The 17,801-nt window shown below is 68.2% G+C and carries 18 protein-coding genes and 2 riboswitches; of the genes, 6 read left to right on the top strand and 12 right to left on the bottom strand.

The features are described from left to right. Position 1: 1 nt before the first annotated feature. Both cobW and R9B84_RS08490 read right to left on the bottom strand, forming a co-directional pair. Entirely contained in the window at positions 2-1,090 is a 1,089-nt protein-coding gene (cobW, locus tag R9B84_RS08495) for a cobalamin biosynthesis protein CobW (RefSeq protein ID WP_152864010.1), read from the bottom strand. Positions 1,091-1,115: 25 nt separating this feature from the next. Then, positions 1,116-2,174, bottom strand: coding sequence for a HoxN/HupN/NixA family nickel/cobalt transporter (locus R9B84_RS08490; protein WP_423757628.1), 1,059 nt, complete (start codon positions 2,172-2,174; stop codon positions 1,116-1,118). A gap of 188 nt (positions 2,175-2,362) precedes the next feature. Next, positions 2,363-2,626, bottom strand: a riboswitch (cobalamin riboswitch). Positions 2,627-2,750: 124 nt separating this feature from the next. Next, positions 2,751-2,988, top strand: a riboswitch (cobalamin riboswitch). Between the two features lie 110 nt (positions 2,989-3,098). On the opposite strand from R9B84_RS08490, the gene cobA reads away from it, so the two are divergent. The 4 genes from cobA to R9B84_RS08470 are packed head-to-tail and all read left to right on the top strand — an operon-like array spanning position 3,099 to position 6,226. Continuing rightward, positions 3,099-3,908, top strand: a complete 810-nt coding sequence (cobA, locus tag R9B84_RS08485; RefSeq protein WP_423757627.1) for a uroporphyrinogen-III C-methyltransferase — start codon at positions 3,099-3,101, stop codon at positions 3,906-3,908. Then, positions 3,905-4,282, top strand: a complete 378-nt coding sequence (locus R9B84_RS08480; protein WP_423757626.1) for a cobalamin biosynthesis protein — start codon at positions 3,905-3,907, stop codon at positions 4,280-4,282. Before cobA ends, R9B84_RS08480 begins: the two co-directional genes overlap by 4 nt. 34 nt (positions 4,283-4,316) lie before the next feature. Next, positions 4,317-4,919: a cob(I)yrinic acid a,c-diamide adenosyltransferase gene (gene cobO / locus R9B84_RS08475; RefSeq protein WP_034184156.1), complete on the top strand. Its 603-nt coding sequence runs from the start codon at positions 4,317-4,319 to the stop codon at positions 4,917-4,919. 2 nt (positions 4,920-4,921) lie between these two features. Further along, the gene (locus tag R9B84_RS08470; RefSeq protein ID WP_423757625.1) at positions 4,922-6,226 is read left to right on the top strand and encodes a cobyrinate a,c-diamide synthase; all 1,305 of its coding nucleotides are present in this window, start codon (positions 4,922-4,924) and stop codon (positions 6,224-6,226) included. Between the two features lie 91 nt (positions 6,227-6,317). Here R9B84_RS08470 and R9B84_RS08465 read toward each other — a convergent pair whose 3' ends face one another. The 4 genes from R9B84_RS08465 to R9B84_RS08450 form a co-directional block, all read right to left on the bottom strand. Next, on the bottom strand, positions 6,318-6,617 hold the full coding sequence (locus R9B84_RS08465) for a type II toxin-antitoxin system RelE/ParE family toxin (protein WP_423757624.1): 300 nt from the start codon (positions 6,615-6,617) through the stop codon (positions 6,318-6,320). Continuing rightward, positions 6,607-6,852 (bottom strand): type II toxin-antitoxin system ParD family antitoxin, encoded by a 246-nt coding sequence (locus R9B84_RS08460; RefSeq protein WP_152864002.1) that lies wholly within the window; start codon positions 6,850-6,852, stop codon positions 6,607-6,609. Before R9B84_RS08460 ends, R9B84_RS08465 begins: the two co-directional genes overlap by 11 nt. 121 nt (positions 6,853-6,973) lie before the next feature. Then, positions 6,974-7,513 carry an outer membrane protein assembly factor BamE domain-containing protein gene (bamE, locus tag R9B84_RS08455; RefSeq protein ID WP_423757623.1) on the bottom strand — a complete coding sequence of 180 codons (540 nt, stop codon included), beginning with the start codon at positions 7,511-7,513 and terminating at the stop codon, positions 6,974-6,976. A 213-nt stretch (positions 7,514-7,726) separates the two neighbouring features. After that, positions 7,727-8,890 carry a M20 aminoacylase family protein gene (locus R9B84_RS08450; protein ID WP_423757622.1) on the bottom strand — a complete coding sequence of 388 codons (1,164 nt, stop codon included), beginning with the start codon at positions 8,888-8,890 and terminating at the stop codon, positions 7,727-7,729. Positions 8,891-9,231: 341 nt separating this feature from the next. Here R9B84_RS08450 and R9B84_RS08445 point away from each other — a divergent pair, with 341 nt between their 5' ends. Further along, positions 9,232-10,305 (top strand): type IV toxin-antitoxin system AbiEi family antitoxin, encoded by a 1,074-nt coding sequence (locus R9B84_RS08445; protein ID WP_423757621.1) that lies wholly within the window; start codon positions 9,232-9,234, stop codon positions 10,303-10,305. Beyond that, entirely contained in the window at positions 10,274-11,179 is a 906-nt protein-coding gene (locus R9B84_RS08440; protein ID WP_423757620.1) for a nucleotidyl transferase AbiEii/AbiGii toxin family protein, read from the top strand. The genes R9B84_RS08445 and R9B84_RS08440 overlap by 32 nt, the downstream gene beginning before the upstream one ends. A 48-nt stretch (positions 11,180-11,227) precedes the next feature. On the opposite strand, the gene R9B84_RS08435 is transcribed toward R9B84_RS08440, so the two are convergent. The 6 genes from R9B84_RS08435 to R9B84_RS08410 form a co-directional block, all read right to left on the bottom strand. Next, a complete protein-coding gene (locus tag R9B84_RS08435; RefSeq protein WP_423757619.1) occupies positions 11,228-11,644 on the bottom strand; it encodes a PIN domain-containing protein in 417 nt (138 codons plus the stop codon). Then, positions 11,641-11,904, bottom strand: coding sequence for a type II toxin-antitoxin system VapB family antitoxin (vapB, locus tag R9B84_RS08430; protein ID WP_129514536.1), 264 nt, complete (start codon positions 11,902-11,904; stop codon positions 11,641-11,643). The genes R9B84_RS08435 and vapB overlap by 4 nt, the downstream gene beginning before the upstream one ends. A gap of 251 nt (positions 11,905-12,155) precedes the next feature. Continuing rightward, positions 12,156-13,172: a GNAT family N-acetyltransferase gene (locus R9B84_RS08425; protein WP_423757618.1), complete on the bottom strand. Its 1,017-nt coding sequence runs from the start codon at positions 13,170-13,172 to the stop codon at positions 12,156-12,158. Then, positions 13,172-14,011: a formyltransferase family protein gene (locus R9B84_RS08420; RefSeq protein ID WP_423757617.1), complete on the bottom strand. Its 840-nt coding sequence runs from the start codon at positions 14,009-14,011 to the stop codon at positions 13,172-13,174. The genes R9B84_RS08425 and R9B84_RS08420 overlap by 1 nt, the downstream gene beginning before the upstream one ends. An 82-nt stretch (positions 14,012-14,093) precedes the next feature. Continuing rightward, positions 14,094-16,394, bottom strand: a complete 2,301-nt coding sequence (locus R9B84_RS08415) for a TonB-dependent siderophore receptor (RefSeq protein WP_423757616.1) — start codon at positions 16,392-16,394, stop codon at positions 14,094-14,096. Between the two features lie 22 nt (positions 16,395-16,416). Further along, entirely contained in the window at positions 16,417-17,793 is a 1,377-nt protein-coding gene (locus tag R9B84_RS08410) for a lysine N(6)-hydroxylase/L-ornithine N(5)-oxygenase family protein (RefSeq protein ID WP_423757615.1), read from the bottom strand. Between the last annotated feature and the right edge of the window lie 8 nt (positions 17,794-17,801).

The raw sequence follows: 17,801 nt of genomic DNA, 5'->3' as shown, positions 1-17,801 counted from the left end.
GTTACGCCTGTTGCGGTTCGGCCGCGCACGCGGCGTCGAACGCGCGTTGCAGCGCGGCCGCGTCGAGATCCTCGCCGATCAGCACGAAGCGGCTCGCGCGCGTTTCGCCGTCCTGCCAGCGACGGTCGAAGTAGCTGTCGAAGCGGCGGCCGACGCCCTGGATCACGAGCCGCATCGGCGCGCCGGGCAGCGCGGCGAAGCCTTTCGCGCGGTAGATCGTGTGCGCTTCGACGACACGCTGCAGCGCGGCGATCGTCGCTTCGCGCGAGCCCGCGTCGCCCGACACGACCACCGAGTCGAAGTCGTCGTGATGGTGGTCGTGATCGCCGTCGTCGGCCGAGCCGTGATGGTCGTGGCGCAGGTGGATCGTTTCCTCCGACGCCGATTCGAGCCCGAGCAGCATGGCGAGGTCGAGCTCGCCGCGCGTCGCGCGCACGATCTTCACCTGCGGCGGGATCTCGTCGCGGATCGCGGTTTCGATCTGCGCGAACTGCGCGTCGCCGACGAGATCGGCCTTGTTCACGATCACGAGGTCGGCGGACGACAGCTGGTCGGCGAACAGTTCGTGCAGCGGCGATTCGTGGTCGAGGTTCGGATCGGCGCGGCGTTGCGCGTCGACGGCCTGCGGGTTTTCCGCGAACTGGCCGCTCGCGGCGGCCGGCCCGTCGACGACGGTCACAACCGCGTCGACCGTGAAGCTGTTGCGGATCGTCGGCCAGTTGAACGCCTGCACGAGCGGCTTCGGCAGCGCGAGCCCCGATGTCTCGATCAGCACGTGGTCGATGTCCGCGCGGCGCTCGACGAGCGCTTCCATCACCGGATAGAACTCTTCCTGCACGGTGCAGCACAGGCAGCCGTTCGCGAGTTCGTAAAGCTGGCCCGACGCTTCGTCCTGCGCGCCTTCTGTCTCCTCGCAGCCGATGCCGCAGCCCTTGAGGATTTCGCCGTCGATGCCGAGTTCGCCGAACTCGTTGACGATCACCGCGATGCGGCGGCCTTCGGCGTGCTGCAGGATGTGGCGCATCAGCGTCGTCTTGCCGCTGCCGAGAAAGCCCGTGACGATCGTGACGGGCAGCTTGCGTAGGGTCATGGAATATCCAGGTTCGTAAGGGGAGTCAGGCAGAGATCGTCACGTCGATCTCGTCGTAGCGCTTTAACCGGTAGATCAGGGCCGACACGAGCCAGCATGCGAGGAACAGGCCGATCACGACATAGCCGAGCATGCCGAAGTGCGACGCCACCATCGACGCGAAGTCCCACACCGGGCCCTGCAGCGACAGCTTGTCCGCGAGCAGCGCGAGCACCTCGATGCCGCCGATCAGCGCGGCGACCAGCACCGACACGAAGGTGATCGTCATGTTGTAGTAGATCTTGCGGATCGGCCGCACGTACGCCCAGCGATACGCGCCCATCATCAGGATGCCGTCGGTCGTGTCGACCAGCGTCATGCCGGCGGTGAACAGCATCGGCAGCGCCATCACGGACCAGAACGACAGACCGCCCTGCACCTGTGCCGCCGAGATGCCGAACAGCGCGATCTCGGTCGCCGTGTCGAAGCCGAAACCGAACAGGAACCCGACCGGATACAGGTGCCAGCTGCGCGACACGAGCCGGAACAGCGGACGGAACAGGCGCGCGAGCACGCCGCGCTGGTTCAGCAGCAGGTCGAGATCGGCGTCGACGATCGGTTCGCCGCGCTGCGCGGCGCGAAACGTCCGGTAGACGGAAATCAGGATCAGCAGGTTCGCGATCGCGAGCACCAGCAGGAAGAACGCCGACACGCTCGTGCTGATCACGCCGCCCCACGCTTTCATGCTCTCGAAGCGCGCAAGCGACGCGGCCGTGAGCGTGACCACGACCGACATCACGATCACCACCGTCGAATGGCCGAGCGAGAAGAACAGGCCGGCGCCGAGCGGGCTGCGGCCCTCCTGCATCAGCTTGCGCGTAACGTTGTCGATGGCCGCGATGTGGTCGGCGTCGACCGCATGGCGCAGCCCGAACACGTACGCGAGCAGCGCCGTGCCGAGCAGCACGGGCTGGCCGTGGAAGGCGGCGAACGCCCAGATCCACGCGCCTGCGTTGAAGGCGATCAACAACGAATAGATGGCGATGATCTTGCCGCGCAGCCCGGACGGACTGTCGTTGAACAGGCGAAACAGCGAATCGAGCATGACGCTCCCTTGCGAACGGTCGACATGAAGAATGCCAACACGGCCGTCGCTGCGCGGCCCCGCGCGGTCCGGCCCTTCATCGCGCCGGATCATGCGCACTCGCGCAGGCGGTCGGACGACGGGAATCGGGAAACGCTCGGGTGTCGGGCACGCTGCGGCCGTGGACGATGCGCCGCCTCCCCGCGGCGCTGAACCCCAACGTTTAGGCCGGTATCCGGGCTGGCGAACACGCCGCTTCGCCTTCCCGGATGCGCAGGACATCCAGTGGCGGTCGTCCGCATGCGCGCGGCATGCGGCGAAGCGGCGCTGCATCGCGGCGGGCACGATGCGTTCGCTTACCGTTGCGGGGGCAGCACAGGTTGGCTCGACTGCGACGCAGGCAGGCTCCCTGTTTCCCGTTTAACTGCGCGCGCCGGAGGGCACGCGCGAGCACCAAAACGCGTGCGAGTGTAGGCGCCGGGGGCGGGAGCGTCAAGGCGGCTCGGGCGGCCGAACGGCGTCTTGCATGGCCGCCGCGCCACGCCGGAGGCCGCTTCCGGCATCGGCGAAGCGGGTTCGCGCGGGCGGATCGCTGTGCTATCGTAGCGCCGCGTTCGGTGCTCGCATGCGCATTCCGCGCATGCAGTTAAACGGGAAACAGGAGGCGGACGACCGCCCGGCCTGTGCTGTCCCCGCAACGGTACGCCGCCCGCGCGACGCGCTTCCCCGCGCACGCGCCCATGCCGCCCACGATGCCACTGCCCGTCAGCCGGGCGGGAAGGCTGCGGCCTGGCAAGCGGCCAGCCCGGATACCGGCCGACGCAAGGGGCGAGCCCGACGCTCGCCGAACGCCCGATCCGCGGGGGACGGATGGGGTGCGCATTCCGCCCGCGTTCGCGCGGGCTTCGCCCGATCCGTTATGCGTTGCCTGTTCGACGGCCGCCGATGTGCCGCCCGCCTGCCCCTTCCCACTGTTTCGACACGGTGCGCGCCGTGCCGCGCGCAATGAGCCGCGCCTGGCTCATCGGCGCCGGCCCCGGCGACGCCGACCTGCTGACGCTCAAGGCCGTGCGCGCGATCGGCGCGGCGGACGTGCTGCTCGTCGACGATCTCGTGAACCCCGACGTGCTGCGCCATGCGCGCGCCGACCCGCACATCGAGCATGTCGGCAAGCGCGGCGGTCATGCGTCGACGCCGCAGGAAGCGATCGTCGCCGCGATGCTCGCGCACCTGCGCGCCGGCCGCAGCGTCGCGCGGCTCAAGGGCGGCGATCCGTTCGTGTTCGGCCGCGGCGGCGAGGAACTGGCCGCGCTCGGCGCGGCCGGTTTTCCGGTCGAGGTCGTGAACGGCATCACCGCGGGCATTGCCGCACCGGCCGCGCTCGGCATTCCGGTCACGCAGCGCGGCGCCGCGCAGGGCGTGATCTTCGTCACGGGCCACGGCGCGGGCGCCGACGAACCCGACTGGCGCGCGCTGGCGGCCACGCGCATGACGATCGTGATCTACATGGGCATCCGCCGGCTCGACGCGATCGCGGCGGCGCTGCGTGATGGCGGCCTGCCCGGCGATACGCCGTGCGCGGCGATCGAGAACGCGACGCGCCCCGAACAGCGGCACGTGCTCGCGACGCTCGACACCGTCGTCGAACGCGTCGGCGCGACCGGCATCGGTTCGCCGGCGATCGTCGTGATCGGCCGCGTCGCGGCGCTGGCCGGCGATCCCACGGTGCGTGCCGCGCTCGGCGGCGGCGCATGATGCGCGTCGCGCTCGGCGTCGGTTTCCGCGCGGGCGTGACGGCCGCGCAACTCGATGCTGCGATCCGTGCGGCGCTGGCGCTTTATTCGGCCGCCGAACCCGCGCTCGTCGCGACACTCGCCGACAAGGCGCGTGCCCGCGCGCTGCGCACGCTGTGCGCGCGACGCGGCTGGCCGCTCGTCGCGTTCGACGCGACGCAGCTTGCGAGCCGCCCGGAACTGGCCGCGAGCGGCCCGTCGGACGCCGCGCTCGCGCGCTTCGGCGTCGCGGGCGTGGCCGAGCCGTGCGCGCAGCTCGCGGCGCCGCACGGCCGGCTGCTGGGCCCCAAATCCATCCGGGACGGCGTGACGGTCGCACTCGCCGGCCCGCTCTGAACCTTTTGTTTCGCTTTCGACAGGACGATTCCCGATGAAGACCGATTCCGAATCCCATCAGCGGATGGCCGAACGCCGCCGTGCCGGCCACGAGAAGAAACAGGCCGCCGCCACCCATGAAAAAGGCCTGCTGATCGTCCACACCGGTAACGGCAAGGGCAAGAGCACGGCCGCGTTCGGCATGGCCGTACGCGTGCTCGGCCACGGCATGCGGCTCGGCGTCGTGCAGTTCATCAAGGGCGCGCTGCACACGTCCGAGCGCGACTTCCTCGGCGCGGTCGCGGAATGCGACTTCGTGACGATGGGCGACGGCTATACGTGGAACACGCAGAACCGCGACGCCGACATCGCGACCGCGCGCAAGGGCTGGGACGAAGCGCGCCGGATGATCGAAAGCGGCGACTACCGGATGGTGATCCTCGACGAGCTGAACACCGTGCTGAAGTACGAATACCTGCCGCTCGACGAAGTGCTCGCGACGCTCGTCGCGCGTCCGGAGTCGGTGCATGTGGTCGTCACCGGGCGGCACGCGCCCGATGCGCTGATCGATGCGGCCGATCTCGTCACCGAAATGCGGCTGGTCAAGCATCCGTACAAGGAGCAAGGCGTGAAGGCGCAGCGCGGCGTGGAGTTCTGAGCGTGTCGTCCTGCCCCGCACTGTTCGTCAGCGCGCCCGCGTCCGGCCAGGGCAAGACGTCGGTGACGGCCGGCCTCGCGCGGCTGCACCGCCGGCTCGGCCGCCGCGTGCGCGTGTTCAAGACCGGGCCCGATTTTCTCGATCCGATGCTGCTCGAACGCGCGAGCGGCGCGCCCGTGCATGCGCTCGACCTCGGGATGGTCGGCGAGGCTGGCTGCCGCGCGCTGCTGGCCGATGCCGCGCGCGATGCGGACCTGATCCTGATCGAGGGCGTGATGGGGCTGTTCGACGGCACGCCGAGCAGTGCCGACCTCGCGGCCGCGTTCGGCGTGCCGGTGGTCGCGGTGATTTCCGCGAAGGCGATGGCGCAGACCTTCGCGGCGATCGCGTTCGGGCTTGCGCGGTTCCGGCCGGGGTTGCCGTTTCACGGCGTGCTGGCGAACCGCGTCGGCTCGGCCCGGCATGCGGAATTGCTGCAACAGGCGCTGCCTGCCGACCTGCGCTGGCTCGGGCACGTGCCGGCCGATGCGGGCATCGCGTTGCCGGAGCGGCATCTCGGCCTGCACCAGCCGGCCGACATCGACGACCTCGATGCGCGGCTCGAGCGCGCGGCCGACGTGCTCGCGCAGACGGCGCTCGCCGAATTGCCGCCTGCCGTCGCGTTCGCGGAACCGGACGTCGCGGCGCCGCTGCCGCGTGCGCTCGCCGGCAAGCGGATCGCGGTCGCGCGCGATGGGGCGTTCTCGTTCATCTATCCGGCGAATCTCGCACTGCTCGATGCGCTCGGTGCGCAGTTGCGGTTCTTCTCGCCGCTCGCCGACGAACAGGTGCCGGACGATTGCGACGCGCTGTTCCTGCCCGGCGGCTATCCGGAACTGCATGCGGCGACGCTCGCGGCGAATGCCGAAACCGCGCGGACGATTCGTGCGCATGCGGCGGCAGGCCGGCCGATCGTCGCGGAATGCGGGGGGATGGTGTATCTGGGTGAATCGCTGACCGACGTGGACGGCACGACGACGCCGATGCTCGGCCTGCTGCCTGGCCAGGCGACGATGCAGCGCCGGTTCGCGGCGCTCGGCATGCAGCAGCTCGATACGCGCACCGGGCCGATGCGCGGCCATACGTTCCACTATTCGCGGCTCACGACGCCGCTGGAACCGGTCGCGAACGCGGTGCGCCCCGACGGCGCGCCGGGCAGCGGCGAAGCCGTCTATCGCCACGGCGCGATCGTCGCGACGTACATGCACATGTACTGGCCGTCGAATCCGGATGCGGTCGTGGCGTTGTTCAGCGGGGAAGCGTTCTAGATTGATCGATACCGTGCTCGGCTCGAGACGGCACGAGTCATGCCCGGATTGCGGATCACTTTGCAACGATCGCGTTGCTCGACGTGCGCGGCTACAGATGTCGTTCGATATCCATCCGCTGATGCAGGACCCGAATCACATCGATCGTGTCATCCGTTTCGCGATAGAACACGACGTGAGAGCCAACTGCGTACCGAAAATACCCATCCCGAACAATGCAAGTCCGACCAGCCTTCTTGCCGCGTGCCAGCGCTTCCATCGTCCCGATCAGATCCCGGTGGTAGTGGTCTGCCTGTTCGAGTGACCAATGCTCGACGGTATAACGCCAAATGTCTTCGAGATCGAGTTCGGCCAGCGGTGTCAGCCGAAGCCGTCTGCCTTTAACCGCCATGCGTGGCCCGCATGCGGACCAGGAAGGCCTCGCTGTCGAATGGCTTGGGCTCCCCTGATGCCTCACCGGCCTTCAACGCTTCCTGCAACGCCCGCATTTGCGTTTCGTGCGACTCGAGGAGCCGCAAACCGGCGCGCACGACGTCGCTTGCGGAACCGTATCGCCCCGATTGCACTTGAGCGTCGACGAATTCGGCAAAGTGGTCGCCCAGGGAAACGGATGTGTTTCGCGACATGAGTCACCTCCTTTTCGATGCGATGATCATATACCAAAATTTGGTACATCTCGCATTCAGACGCACTGGTGACCTTGCCGAGGTCCGGCCCCGCGCCGCATGCGTTGCTTCCTTCGTCGGGTCAGGGTTTTTCGCGGCCCGGCGCTTCCGAACGCGACGTCCGAACCACAGTGCCGTCGGGCGAGAAATGTGCGTTGAACATCGCATCGCCCGATACGCCACCCTCGGCCCAGTGCCAGCTCCACACTTCTTCATGGCTCAACGCGTATTGCGCGACCTCGGTCGGCTTGCCGAGCAGTTGCCGCACGTCGTCCTTCGACATGCCGGGCACGACCTTCGCGATGTTCGCCGCCGACAGCGCCTGCGTGATCGACACGAGCCGGCCGTCGGGCCCGAAATCGAGCATGTAGGTGCTCGTGCCGTACGGGCCGCGCGGATACTCGAACCGCTGCGAGCCGTCTTCGCCCTGCCTGACCATCTCGGGCTTGCCGGCCTGGCGGAGCACGTCCTCGACCGTCGAGATGCCCGGCTGCAGCTTGCCGAACGCCATCGGATCGGGCTTGATCGCATTGACCGCATCGGCCACCTTCTGGTCGTCGCACCCGGCCGCCAGAACGCCGACCGCACAGGCCGTCAGCACGGTCAGAAACTGTTTTCGCATGTCGTCCACACCTGTATTCATCGAGCCGATCCGGCGTCGCGCGCAGCGTAGCACGCGCGCCTGTTCCGCCGATGTCAAGGAGCGTCAAATCAACGTGGAACGTACTGCAGAGCGCGCGCGTCCGATTTCGTGGACGTGGACGTGGACGTGGACGTGGACGTGGACGCGCATGCGCACACCGGACGGCGGCTGCCACGCCGCCGCGCCGCTGCGTCAAACCAGGAACGCCTCGGCCAGCTTGACCCAGTACGACGCGCCCGTCGGCAACGCAGCGTCGTTGAAGTCGTAGCCCGGGTTGTGCACCATGCAGCCGCCCTCCCCATCGCCGTTGCCGATGATCAGGTAACAGCCCGGCCGCTTCTCGAGCAGGAATGCGAAATCCTCGCTGCCGGTGAGCGGCACCATCGCGTCGATCAGGTTCGCATCGCCCACCCACTCGCGCGCGACGTTGCGCGCGAACGTGGTCATCTCCGCGTCGTTGACGAGCACCGGGTAGCGGCGCTGGTAGTCGATCGTCGCGGTCGCGCCGAACACGGCCGCCTGCGCATGCACGACTTCCTTGATGCGGGTTTCGAGCAGGTCGCGCACCTCGGGTTTCAGCGCGCGCACCGACAGGCGCATCTGCGCGCGATCGGGAATCACGTTCGGCGCCTCGCCCGCGTGGATCGCGCCGACCGTAACGATCGCCATGTCGAGCGGTGACACGTTGCGCGACACGATCGTCTGGAGCGCAATGACGATCTGCGCGCAGACGACCACCGAATCGACCGCCTTGTGCGGCACCGCGCCGTGGCCGCCACGGCCCTGCACGTCGACGATCACCGTATCCGACGACGCCATGAACGGCCCCGGCAGGAAGCCGAATTTGCCGGTCGGGAAACCCGGCATGTTGTGCATCGCGAAGATCGCGTCGCACGGGAACAGCTCGAACAGCCCTTCGTCGAGCATCTTCTTCGCGCCGCCGAGCCCTTCCTCGGCCGGCTGGAATATCAGGTTCAGCGTGCCGGAGAAGCAGCGCTCGCGCGCGAGATGCTTCGCGGCCGCGAGCAGCATCGCCGTGTGGCCGTCGTGGCCGCACGCGTGCATCTTGCCGGCGATCTTGCTCTCGTACGGCAGGCCCGTGGCCTCGTGGATCGGCAGCGCATCCATGTCGGCGCGCAGGCCGAGGCGCTGCGTGCCGGTGCCGACCTTCAACTGCGCGACGACGCCGGTGCCGCCGAGCCCGCGATGCACCGTGTAGCCCCACGACTGCAGTTGCTCGGCGACGAGGTCGCTCGTCGCGAATTCCTCGAAGCCTAGCTCGGGGTGCGCATGGATGCGGTGCCGGATCTCGATCATTTCGTCGGCGAGGCCTGCGGGAATCACGCTGTGCGTCACGGTGTCGTCTCCTGTCCTTGGGGGGAATGTGCTGGCAAGAATAGTCGGTTCGCAGGCAACCGGGCAGACGGAAAGTCGTCGCGGTAGCAACTGATGGTTGCCGTGCCGGGCACCGCGCACGGTATAGGCAAACCGGCCATCCGGATGACTGCCGCACGCGGCCCGGGCACGTGAAACTGTGGGTTCCACATCGAATTGATGAGCACCGGGATTCGACGATGACCGTTCAAGCATCCGGAATAACTCCAATACATCAACGTGTTGCGGACGTTTGTTCATTTTTTGACGTTTGTACATTTTTTGTGTACGCTGACAAAGAAGTGAACAAGCGATCGCCTCCGATGCCCGAGAACGCCCCCCTCCCAATGTCGGAACAACACGTGCTCGACGAAGCCTGCGCCGCGTTCGAACGCGCGACCCGGCGCTTCAGGGCGCGGCCCGTGCGCGTGCCGACCGCGTACACCGGGCAAGCCGACGCGATGATCCGCTTCGACGTTGCCGGGCACGTATTCGAGATGCCGGCCGCCGTGAGCCTGCGCGTCGAATCGCTGCCGGGCGCGCTCGCGGAATTGCGCCGCCGCGGCGGTGCTGCCCCGACGCCAGGCGAGCGGCCGCTGATGCTGATCGCGCCGTATCTTTCGGCCGAACTGGCCGCCGGCCTGACCGACCAGGGCATTCCGTTTCTCGACACCGCAGGCAACGCATGCCTGATTCAGCCGGAGGCGACCGTGATGATCGCGGGCCGGCCGAAGCCCGCACGCGCACCACGCCGGCAGGCGTCGCGTGCGACGACGCCGAAGGGGCTGGCCGTGATGTTCGCGCTCGCGACACAGCCGGGCCTCGTCGCGCAGCCGTATCGGGGGATTGCCGCCGCGTCGGGCGTCGCGCTCGGCACGGTCAATCTCGCGATGGACGATCTGATCGCGCGCGGCCTCGTCGGGCAGCGCCGCAACGGCGAGCGCCTGATTCCAGACTGGCCGCGCTTCGTGCAGGAATGGGTCGCACTGTACCCGAGCCGCTTGCGCGCGAAGCTGCCGAGCCGCCGGTTTGCCGGCCTCGCGCCCGACTGGTGGCGCGGTTTCGATTTCGCGTCGTTCGATGCGCGGCTCGGCGGCGAGCCGGCGGCCGACCTGCTGACGCACGATCTGAAGCCGGCCGCGGTCACCGTCTATACGCACGGCGCGGTGCCGAACCGCCTGCTGCTCCAGGCTCGCCTGCGTCCGGACGAGCGCGGCGACGTCGAAATCCTCGAAGCGTTCTGGCCGCGCTCGCCTGCGCTCGACTGGCGCGAGCAGGATGTGCCACTCGTGCCGCCGCTCCTGATCTACGCGGATCTCGTCTCGTCCGGGGACAGCCGCAATCTTGTCGCAGCCGAACAGATCCATGACCGATACCTCGCCCACCCGCCCGCTTGAAGTCGACGCGCGCCGGCCGCTCGAGCCCGCCGCGGTCGCGCTGCTGCAAGCGGTCGGCCTGGCCTGCGCGCGCCTCGATGCGGCGTTCGTCGTCGCCGGCGCAACCGCGCGCGACATCCTGATGTGGCACGTCCACGGCATCCGGCCGGTGCGCGCGACGCGGGACGTCGACGTCGCGGTGTGTGCGGTGAGCTGGCCGTTTCACGAGCAGCTCGTCGATGCGCTGGTCGCGACCGGGCAATTCACGCGCGCGCCGAAACAGCAACAGAAACTGCTGTTCGATAGCGGAACGCACGGCTTTCACACCGAGCTCGATCTTGTGCCGTTCGGGCCGCTCGAAACGCCGCCGGGCGAGATCGCGTGGCCGCCGGGCGGCGAATTCGTGCTGAACGTGCTCGGGTTCCAGGAAGCGGTCGACACGGCGCAGCCGGTGTCGATCGATGCACGCACTGTGGTACCGGTGGCCAGCCTGCCGGCGCTCGCGCTGCTGAAGTTGCTCGCATGGAAGGACCGGCGCGCGCGCCAGAGCAGCGACGCGTACGACCTGCTGTTCCTGCTGCGCAATTTTCACGATGCCGGCAACCGCGAACGCATCTGGGATGCCGCGCCGGACCTGCTCGAGACGCATGCGTTCCAGCCGGGCCTCGCCGCCGCTGCGCTGCTCGCGCGGGATGCGAAGCGGATTGCTTCGCCGCAAACGCGCGACGCCATCCGCGCGCTGTTGTCCGACGAAGCGACTTACGCGGCGCTCGGCCAGGATCTGCTGGCACGCGCGTTCGCGCTGTTGCCGGGAGAATTCATCGATGACGCCGACCGGTATCTCGACGCGTTCCGCAACGCCTTTCTCGTTGATCCGCCCGCGCCGCACGCGTGACGCGCCGCTGCGAAGCAACAACGTCATCGCGCTTTTGCCGCACTGCGCTCAGGCCGCCCAGTCTTCGAGCAACAACCCGGCGACACGGCCGAATTCCCGCCCGTTGTTCGTGACGAGCACCGCGCCGGCCGCGATCGCATGCCCGGCGATCGACGCATCGTTCGTGCCGATCGGCGTGCCGCGCGCGGCAAGATCCACGCGAATCGCGGCCGTTGCATCGACGGCCGCCGTATCCCACGACAGCACGCCGTCCAGCCGCGAAACAAAGGCCGTCACGAGTTCCGCGTGCTTCGGCGACGCCTTCCTGCCCACGGCCCCGAACCGCATCTCGGCATAGGTAATCGCCGACACGACGATCCGGTGCTGCGCGTTCACGCATGACTGCAACCGCGACAGCACCACGGGCGGCCGCTCGCGCATGATGAACGAACAGATGTTCGTATCGAGCATATAGAGTGTCGTCACCGGCCGGACTCCGTCGACTCGGCGGCATCGCCGGACAGGTCGAAGCGGCCAGACTCGATGACGGCCGGGCGTTCGGCGAGGAAGTCGGTGTCGGCCAGCGGTTCGTTCGCGAACGAGAGCCACGTGGGGCGCACCGGCCGCAGCAGCAGCGTGTCGCCCTCGCGGCGGATCTCGAGTTCCGTCACGCCCTCGAACTCCATGTCCTTCGGGATGCGGATTGCCTGGTTACGGGCGTTCTTGAAAATGGAAACGGTGCGCATGAGCCACTCCACGGGAGTACGATGCGCCCATTCTAGGCATATGCCGGCATATGTCAATATTGGGGGGCGCGAATCGGACGTCGCGTCCCATGCTGTAGCGGGTGTTTTTGCCATGTCGTCGTGCCTGCCGTCGATGAGGAGAGCGATCCATTCTTCACGACGCAGGCCGTGCGGTCCATATCCCGAACGGCCGATGCAGGCGCGATGCATGGCCGCGCGCAACGTCGTACCGACGCTGCGCACCCATCCCGTCACGGCAACCGGAAAGTGTCGAAGAATGTGTCGCGCTCGATCACGGTGAGCGCCGCGCGCTTGTGCGGGAAGTCGAATTCCTTCAGCGTGTGGAACCCGAGCCGGTGCATGTACGCGATATGTCGCACGTGATCGACGCGCGGCTCGCCGACAAGCCGCTGCGTGCGCGGTTCGTCGACGAACATGTAGTGCAGCACCCCGCTCCACCACGCATGCAGCTTGCCCGCGCTCTGGAAGCGCGAGTCGCCGATCAGCAGGTGCAGCCCGCGATCGTAGTCGTGCGCGTCGTAGAACGGCGCGAGGCGGTCCTCCTTCGCCCAGTAGAACTCGAAATAACCGAACGGCGTGTCGTCGAAATAGCCGATCATCGGATGCATGTGCGGATCGGCAAGCCGCTCGGCGAGATACGCCGCATGCTCGTCGCGCGTGCCGCGCTGGTCCCAGAACTGCGCGACGCGATCGAGGTTCATCCAGCCGCTGAACAGGTCCGCGTGCGCGTCGATATCGACGGTGCGCAGGCTGAACGTCATCCCGACCTGCGGCATGGTGCGCGCATAGATCTCGCCGGCCGACGACGGCGGCCGCACCGGGTGCCGGTGGCCGTTCGTGATCGCGTAGCGCAGCGGCATCCCGCCCGATGCGGGCGTCTTCAGCCACGGCCGCGGGTTCTGCCAGAACGTCGTGCGCGACACGTTCAGGCGCAGCGTGTCGCCGGCGACCTGCGCGCCGTCGATCACGCCCTCGCGCACCGCGCGCGCGACGTACGACTCGACGGCCGCCGCACTGGCGCCGCCAAGCGGCACCGAGATCGTTGCCGCGTCGTGCCGCGTATCGGTATTGAACAGCTCGACGAACGCAGCGAGCAGTACGTCCGGCGAGTCGTCGGGATGCCATGCGTCGAGCGTGCGCTCGGCGACCGGCGCCGCCTGCCCGTGCGCGGTGCCGTCGAGCGCAGCCGCCACCTCGCCTTCGACGGCGTCCGCGGCTCCGGCCGGTTTCGTCAGCGTGTCTTCCATCAAAGTGCTCCCGCGTCGTGGCGGTCGGCGAGGACGTGAAGCCCCCGCTCGAGTGCCGGAAACAGGCTGCGCTGGAAGTTGTTCCAGCGCAGTTCGAGAATCGTGTCGTCCGGCGCGATCGGCGTGTCGAGCACGTCGCAGATCACCTCGCCGGAATCGATGCCGTTGTCGACGTAGTGGAACGACGCGCCCGTCATCGTCACGGGCTCGACGGACGACGTCGCGCCGCTCGCCCAGTCGACCCGTTCGCCGCGCGCGCCATGCAGCGCGTCGAGCGTCGCCCACGCGCCGCGCCGCTGATACGGCGAATCGTCGGCCGTGATGCCCGGGTGGATGTTCGCGATGCGCCGGTGAAAGCGCGCGCCGGGCCGCACGAGTTCGTCGAGGATCACGAGCAGCCCGTCGAGCACGACGACCTCCGCGTCGAGTTCGAGCAGGCGCTCGAGCAGGCGGCGCTCGAACGCCTGTTTGGCCGCAGCGCGCTCGCGCGCGTCGCGCGGCAGCCGCCGGTACGTCGACGGAATCGAGCAGAACAGTTCGTCGACCGGCCGGCCCTGCACCGTCAACCCGTCCGGCAGGATCCACGGCCGGCCCGGCGTGCGCGCGAAGCCGTAGTCGGCCACCTTCGCGCGGTCGGCCGGCGAACCGTCGTCGTCGTCGACGATCACGCCCTGGAGCGTGTAGCGCTCGCCGAGCGGCGAGTCGTTCAGGCGCTCGACGATGAATTCGAGCGGCGCCTTCATGTAGCGCGTGCCGCCCTGATAAGCGACCGGCTGGCCGGCGCGATCGGCCGCGCCGTTGCGCAGCGACTGGATGTAGACGAGATTTTTCTTCGGCATGGATGCGTCGTGGAAAAGCGGACGAAGGCGCCGCGGCCGACCCGCGCCGGCCACGAAGGTCGGCAGGCCGCGGCGCGCAACGTCACCAGTTGTATTTCGCGGTCGCGATCACCGTGCGGTCGGTGCCGAAAACGCAGACGTTCATCGACTGGCAACCGCTGATGTAGTGGCGGTTGGCCAGGTTCGTCCCGTTCACGGCGAAGCGCCAGTTGCGCGTGTCGTAATGCACACCCGCGTCGAACAGCGTCACGCTCGACACCGTCAGCGAGTTGTCGGCCGCACCGGCCGACGCGCTCTGGTAGCGAACGCCGCCGCCGAGGCCGAAGCCGGCGAGCGGCCCCGTGTGCCACGTCCAGTCGGCCCACATCGACGCCATCTGGCGCGGGCGCGGAATGTCGACCGGCCAGTTGTTCAGCGATACGTCGTTCGCCTTCACGTTCTTCACGTCCTGGTACACGTACGACGCGATCAGCGACAGGTTCCGCGTGACCTTGCCGGTCGCGCTCAGCTCGATCCCGCGCGAACGCACCTCGCCCGTCTGCACCGACTTCGTACCGCCAGGGTCCTGACTCGGCAGCGCCGACGTGAGCACATTGGTCTGGTTGATCTGGTAGATCGCCGCGTTCAGCATCAGGTTCTTGCCGGGCGGCTGCCAGCGCAGGCCGGCCTCGATCTGCTTGCCGCGGGTCGGCTGCGGCAGCCCGCCGCCGAGCAGGTTCACGCCGATCAGCGGATTGAACGACGTCGCGTAGCTGATGTACGGCGACAGCCCGTAATCGCCCTGGTACGTCAGGCCGACGCGGCCGGTGAACGCCGTCACGTCCGCCTTCGTCGACGTACCGCCCGCGCGATCGTCCATCCGCATGTTGACCCAGTCCTCGCGGCCGCCGAGCGTCAGCGTCCAGCGGTTCCACTTGATCTGGTCCTGCGCGTACAGGCCGAACGTGTTCAGCGTCGTGTACGTGTTGGTGCGGGACGTGGTGTCCGGATTCGAGAACACCGCCGTCGTCACCGGCGTGTACACCGGGTTGTAGATGTTCAGCGGCGGCGCGGCGGCGAGCCATTCGCTGTCGGTCGCGGTCTGGCGGTTGTACTGGAAGCCGAGCAGCAGCGTGTGCTGGAGCGGGCCCGTCGCGAAACGGCCTTCCACGTTGTTGTCGATGTCGAAGCGGCTGTAGTTCATCTGGAACACGCCGGCCCAGCGCGACACGTCGGTCGTGCTGCCGTCGACGAAGCCGTTGCCGAACACCGAGCCGTTGTCGAGCGACAGGTGCATCAGGCGCACGTTCTGCCGGAACTTCCACGCCGGGGTCAGGTTCTGCTCGAACTGGTAACCGACCGACCACTGCTTCTTGCGGTAGTAGTTGAAGTTCGGGTCGCCTTCATAGACGTCCTTGTTGATCTGCCCGTTCGGGTTCGGCAGCACCGTGCCCACCGCCGGCAGGAAGTTCGACGAGATGTCGCCCCAGTCCTGCAGGTACGTCGCGGACAGCGTCAACGACGTATCCGCGTTCGGGCGCCAGCGGAACGACGGCGCGAGTGCGACGCGCTGGTCGTTGTTCGGGCCGGTCAGCGCATTGCCGTCGCGCGCGACGCCGACGAAGCGGTACGCGTACTTGCCGTCGGCGTCGAGCTTGTCGCCGACGTCGATCATGAACTGCTTGCGCGCGTAGTTGCCGATCTGCACGCCGGCCTCGCGCACGCGCTCGCCGTCGGCGAGCTTGGTCTGCACGTCGATGATCGCGCCGGGGTCGCCCGCGCCGTACAGCACCGACGTCGGCCCGCGCAGCACGTTGATGCTGTCGATCATGTACGGATCGACGCGCCAGCTCGCAAGGTTGATCGTGTTCGGCACCTGCAGCCCGTTCACGTAGGCGGTCGGCGTGAAGCCGCGCAGCGCCGCGTACCAGTCCGAACGGTTGTCCGAACCGTACGACGAGAAGCCCGGCACGTAGCGCAGCGCCGCATTCACGTCGGTCGCGCCGGTCATCTCGATCTGCTGCGCGGTGACGACGTTGATCGTCTGCGGGATCTCGTTGATCGGCGTGTCGGTTTTCGTGCCGGTCCTGCTGCGCTTCGCGACGAGCCCGACCGTGCCGTCGCCTTCCGAGGCCGCGTTGACGGTGATCGCCGGCAGCGTGCCGCTCTGCGCGCCGTTCGTCGTGCCATTTTTTGCGCCGGTCGACGCACTCGCCGCCGCACTCGCCGCCGCACCGTTCTGCGCACTGCTGGCCGACGCCGCGGCGCCGGCGTTGACGGCCGGCGCCGTCTGGGCGTAAACCTGCCCCGCCGCCGCACCGAACGCCACGCTCGCCGCGGCTGCGATCGCACGCAAACGCGTGCCTGTTGCCCACTCCATCTTTCTCTGCTCCACTTTTTTCATGCGGTCTCCGACCGCGCCTTTGTCAAAGAGCGAAAGCCATCCGGCCCGCGCTCACCCCGTTTTCCTGTCGTTTTTCGTGCGGTGCCCGGGCCGCGCCATCGTCATGGGCGGGCGCGATCCCGTCTTCGAGCGACGCGCAGATCTCGTCCGCGCGGCGCGCCAGTACCGACAGCAGCGTGTCGGACAATCCGTGGCTGTCTTCGCAGCAGCCTTGCAGGTAGATGCGCGGCGCGAAGTGCTCGGGCGTCGCGAGCAGGTAGTCGCGCGTCACGTCGCCGCGCGTGAGCGCATCGCCCAGGTGCGGCGCGAGCCCATCGAGCAGCGCGGAATGCGTGTCGCGGCGATAGCCGGTCGCGAGCACGAGCGCGTCGAAGCGTTCGACGCGCGTGGCGCCGCTCATCCGGTCGCGCAGCGTCAGCTCGATGCGGCCGTCGCCGGTGCGCACCGCGGCCTCGATCGCGCTGTTCGCGAGCAGCGCATGACGCGGCGTGCCGTCGATGCGCTGCAGGTACAGCATTTCGTAGATCTGCTCGATCAGCGGCCGGTCGACCACTGCGTAGTTCGTATCGCGATAGCGTTCGAGCAGCGCGCGGCGCGCGTCGTGCGGCTGCGCATAGACGACATCGGTGAACTCCGGGCTGAAGATCTCGTTGACGAACGGGCTGTCGTCGGCCGGCTTCAGCGCCCCTGCGCGCATCACGAGGCTCGCGTCGACGTGCGGGAAGCGGCGCGCGAGATCGATGAACACCTCGGCCGCGCTCTGCCCCGCGCCGATCACCGCGACGCGGCGGCGCTCGCCGCCCGGCGACGCGACGAGCCGGTCGATGTCGGTCAGATACGACGACGAATGGATCACGCGGTCGCGGCCGAGCGCGGCGAACGCATCCGGAATCGCGGGCGTGCCGCCGACGCCGACCGACAGCGCGCGCGTGACGCGCTGGCGCTCGTGGCCTGCGGCGTCGCGCGACAGCACGCGCAGCGCGTCGATTCGCGCGCCGTCGCCGTGCACCGGCTCGATCGCCAGCACGGTCTCGCTGTAATGAACGCGATCGTCGAACGCATCGGCGACCCAGCTCAGGTAGTCGTGGAATTCGACGCGGGTCGGATAGAAGTTCTTCAGGTTGACGAATTCGTTCAGCCGGCCGCGTTCGAACAGGTAGTTGATGAACGTGTAGCGGCTTTTCGGATCGCGCATCGTGACGAGATCCTTCAGAAACGAGATCTGCATCCGGCAGTCGTCGAGCAGCATCCCGCGATGCCAGCCGAATTCCGGCTGGCGCTCGACGAAGCAATGGGCGAACGTGCGTGCGCCGCTGCGCTCCGCGAGGCGAATGGCCAGCGCCAGATTCGACGGCCCGAAGCCGACGCCGATCAGGTCGAATACGGTTTCTCTCTGCATGTCTCAGG

The sequence above is a fragment of the Burkholderia sp. NLJ2 genome (genome assembly GCF_049487195.1).
In the GTDB taxonomy this organism is placed as follows: Bacteria; Pseudomonadota; Gammaproteobacteria; order Burkholderiales; family Burkholderiaceae; genus Burkholderia; species Burkholderia pyrrocinia.
The sequence above is the reverse complement of the archived record's forward strand: the minus strand, read 5'-3'. Positions and strand labels throughout refer to the sequence as shown.

Coding starts and splice junctions, on each gene's coding strand:
- R9B84_RS08445 (WP_423757621.1), top strand. CDS start 9,232: ATGCCCGAGAACGCCCCCCTCCCAATGTCGGAACAACACGTGCTCGAC.
- R9B84_RS08460 (WP_152864002.1), bottom strand. CDS start 6,852: ATGTCGCGAAACACATCCGTTTCCCTGGGCGACCACTTTGCCGAATTC.
- bamE (WP_423757623.1), bottom strand. CDS start 7,513: ATGCGAAAACAGTTTCTGACCGTGCTGACGGCCTGTGCGGTCGGCGTT.
- vapB (WP_129514536.1), bottom strand. CDS start 11,904: ATGCGCACCGTTTCCATTTTCAAGAACGCCCGTAACCAGGCAATCCGC.
- R9B84_RS08410 (WP_423757615.1), bottom strand. CDS start 17,793: ATGCAGAGAGAAACCGTATTCGACCTGATCGGCGTCGGCTTCGGGCCG.
- cobA (WP_423757627.1), top strand. CDS start 3,099: ATGTGCCGCCCGCCTGCCCCTTCCCACTGTTTCGACACGGTGCGCGCC.
- R9B84_RS08420 (WP_423757617.1), bottom strand. CDS start 14,011: ATGCCGAAGAAAAATCTCGTCTACATCCAGTCGCTGCGCAACGGCGCG.
- R9B84_RS08415 (WP_423757616.1), bottom strand. CDS start 16,394: ATGAAAAAAGTGGAGCAGAGAAAGATGGAGTGGGCAACAGGCACGCGT.
- R9B84_RS08465 (WP_423757624.1), bottom strand. CDS start 6,617: ATGGCGGTTAAAGGCAGACGGCTTCGGCTGACACCGCTGGCCGAACTC.
- cobW (WP_152864010.1), bottom strand. CDS start 1,090: ATGACCCTACGCAAGCTGCCCGTCACGATCGTCACGGGCTTTCTCGGC.
- R9B84_RS08480 (WP_423757626.1), top strand. CDS start 3,905: ATGATGCGCGTCGCGCTCGGCGTCGGTTTCCGCGCGGGCGTGACGGCC.
- cobO (WP_034184156.1), top strand. CDS start 4,317: ATGAAGACCGATTCCGAATCCCATCAGCGGATGGCCGAACGCCGCCGT.
- R9B84_RS08425 (WP_423757618.1), bottom strand. CDS start 13,172: ATGGAAGACACGCTGACGAAACCGGCCGGAGCCGCGGACGCCGTCGAA.
- R9B84_RS08490 (WP_423757628.1), bottom strand. CDS start 2,174: ATGCTCGATTCGCTGTTTCGCCTGTTCAACGACAGTCCGTCCGGGCTG.
- R9B84_RS08440 (WP_423757620.1), top strand. CDS start 10,274: ATGACCGATACCTCGCCCACCCGCCCGCTTGAAGTCGACGCGCGCCGG.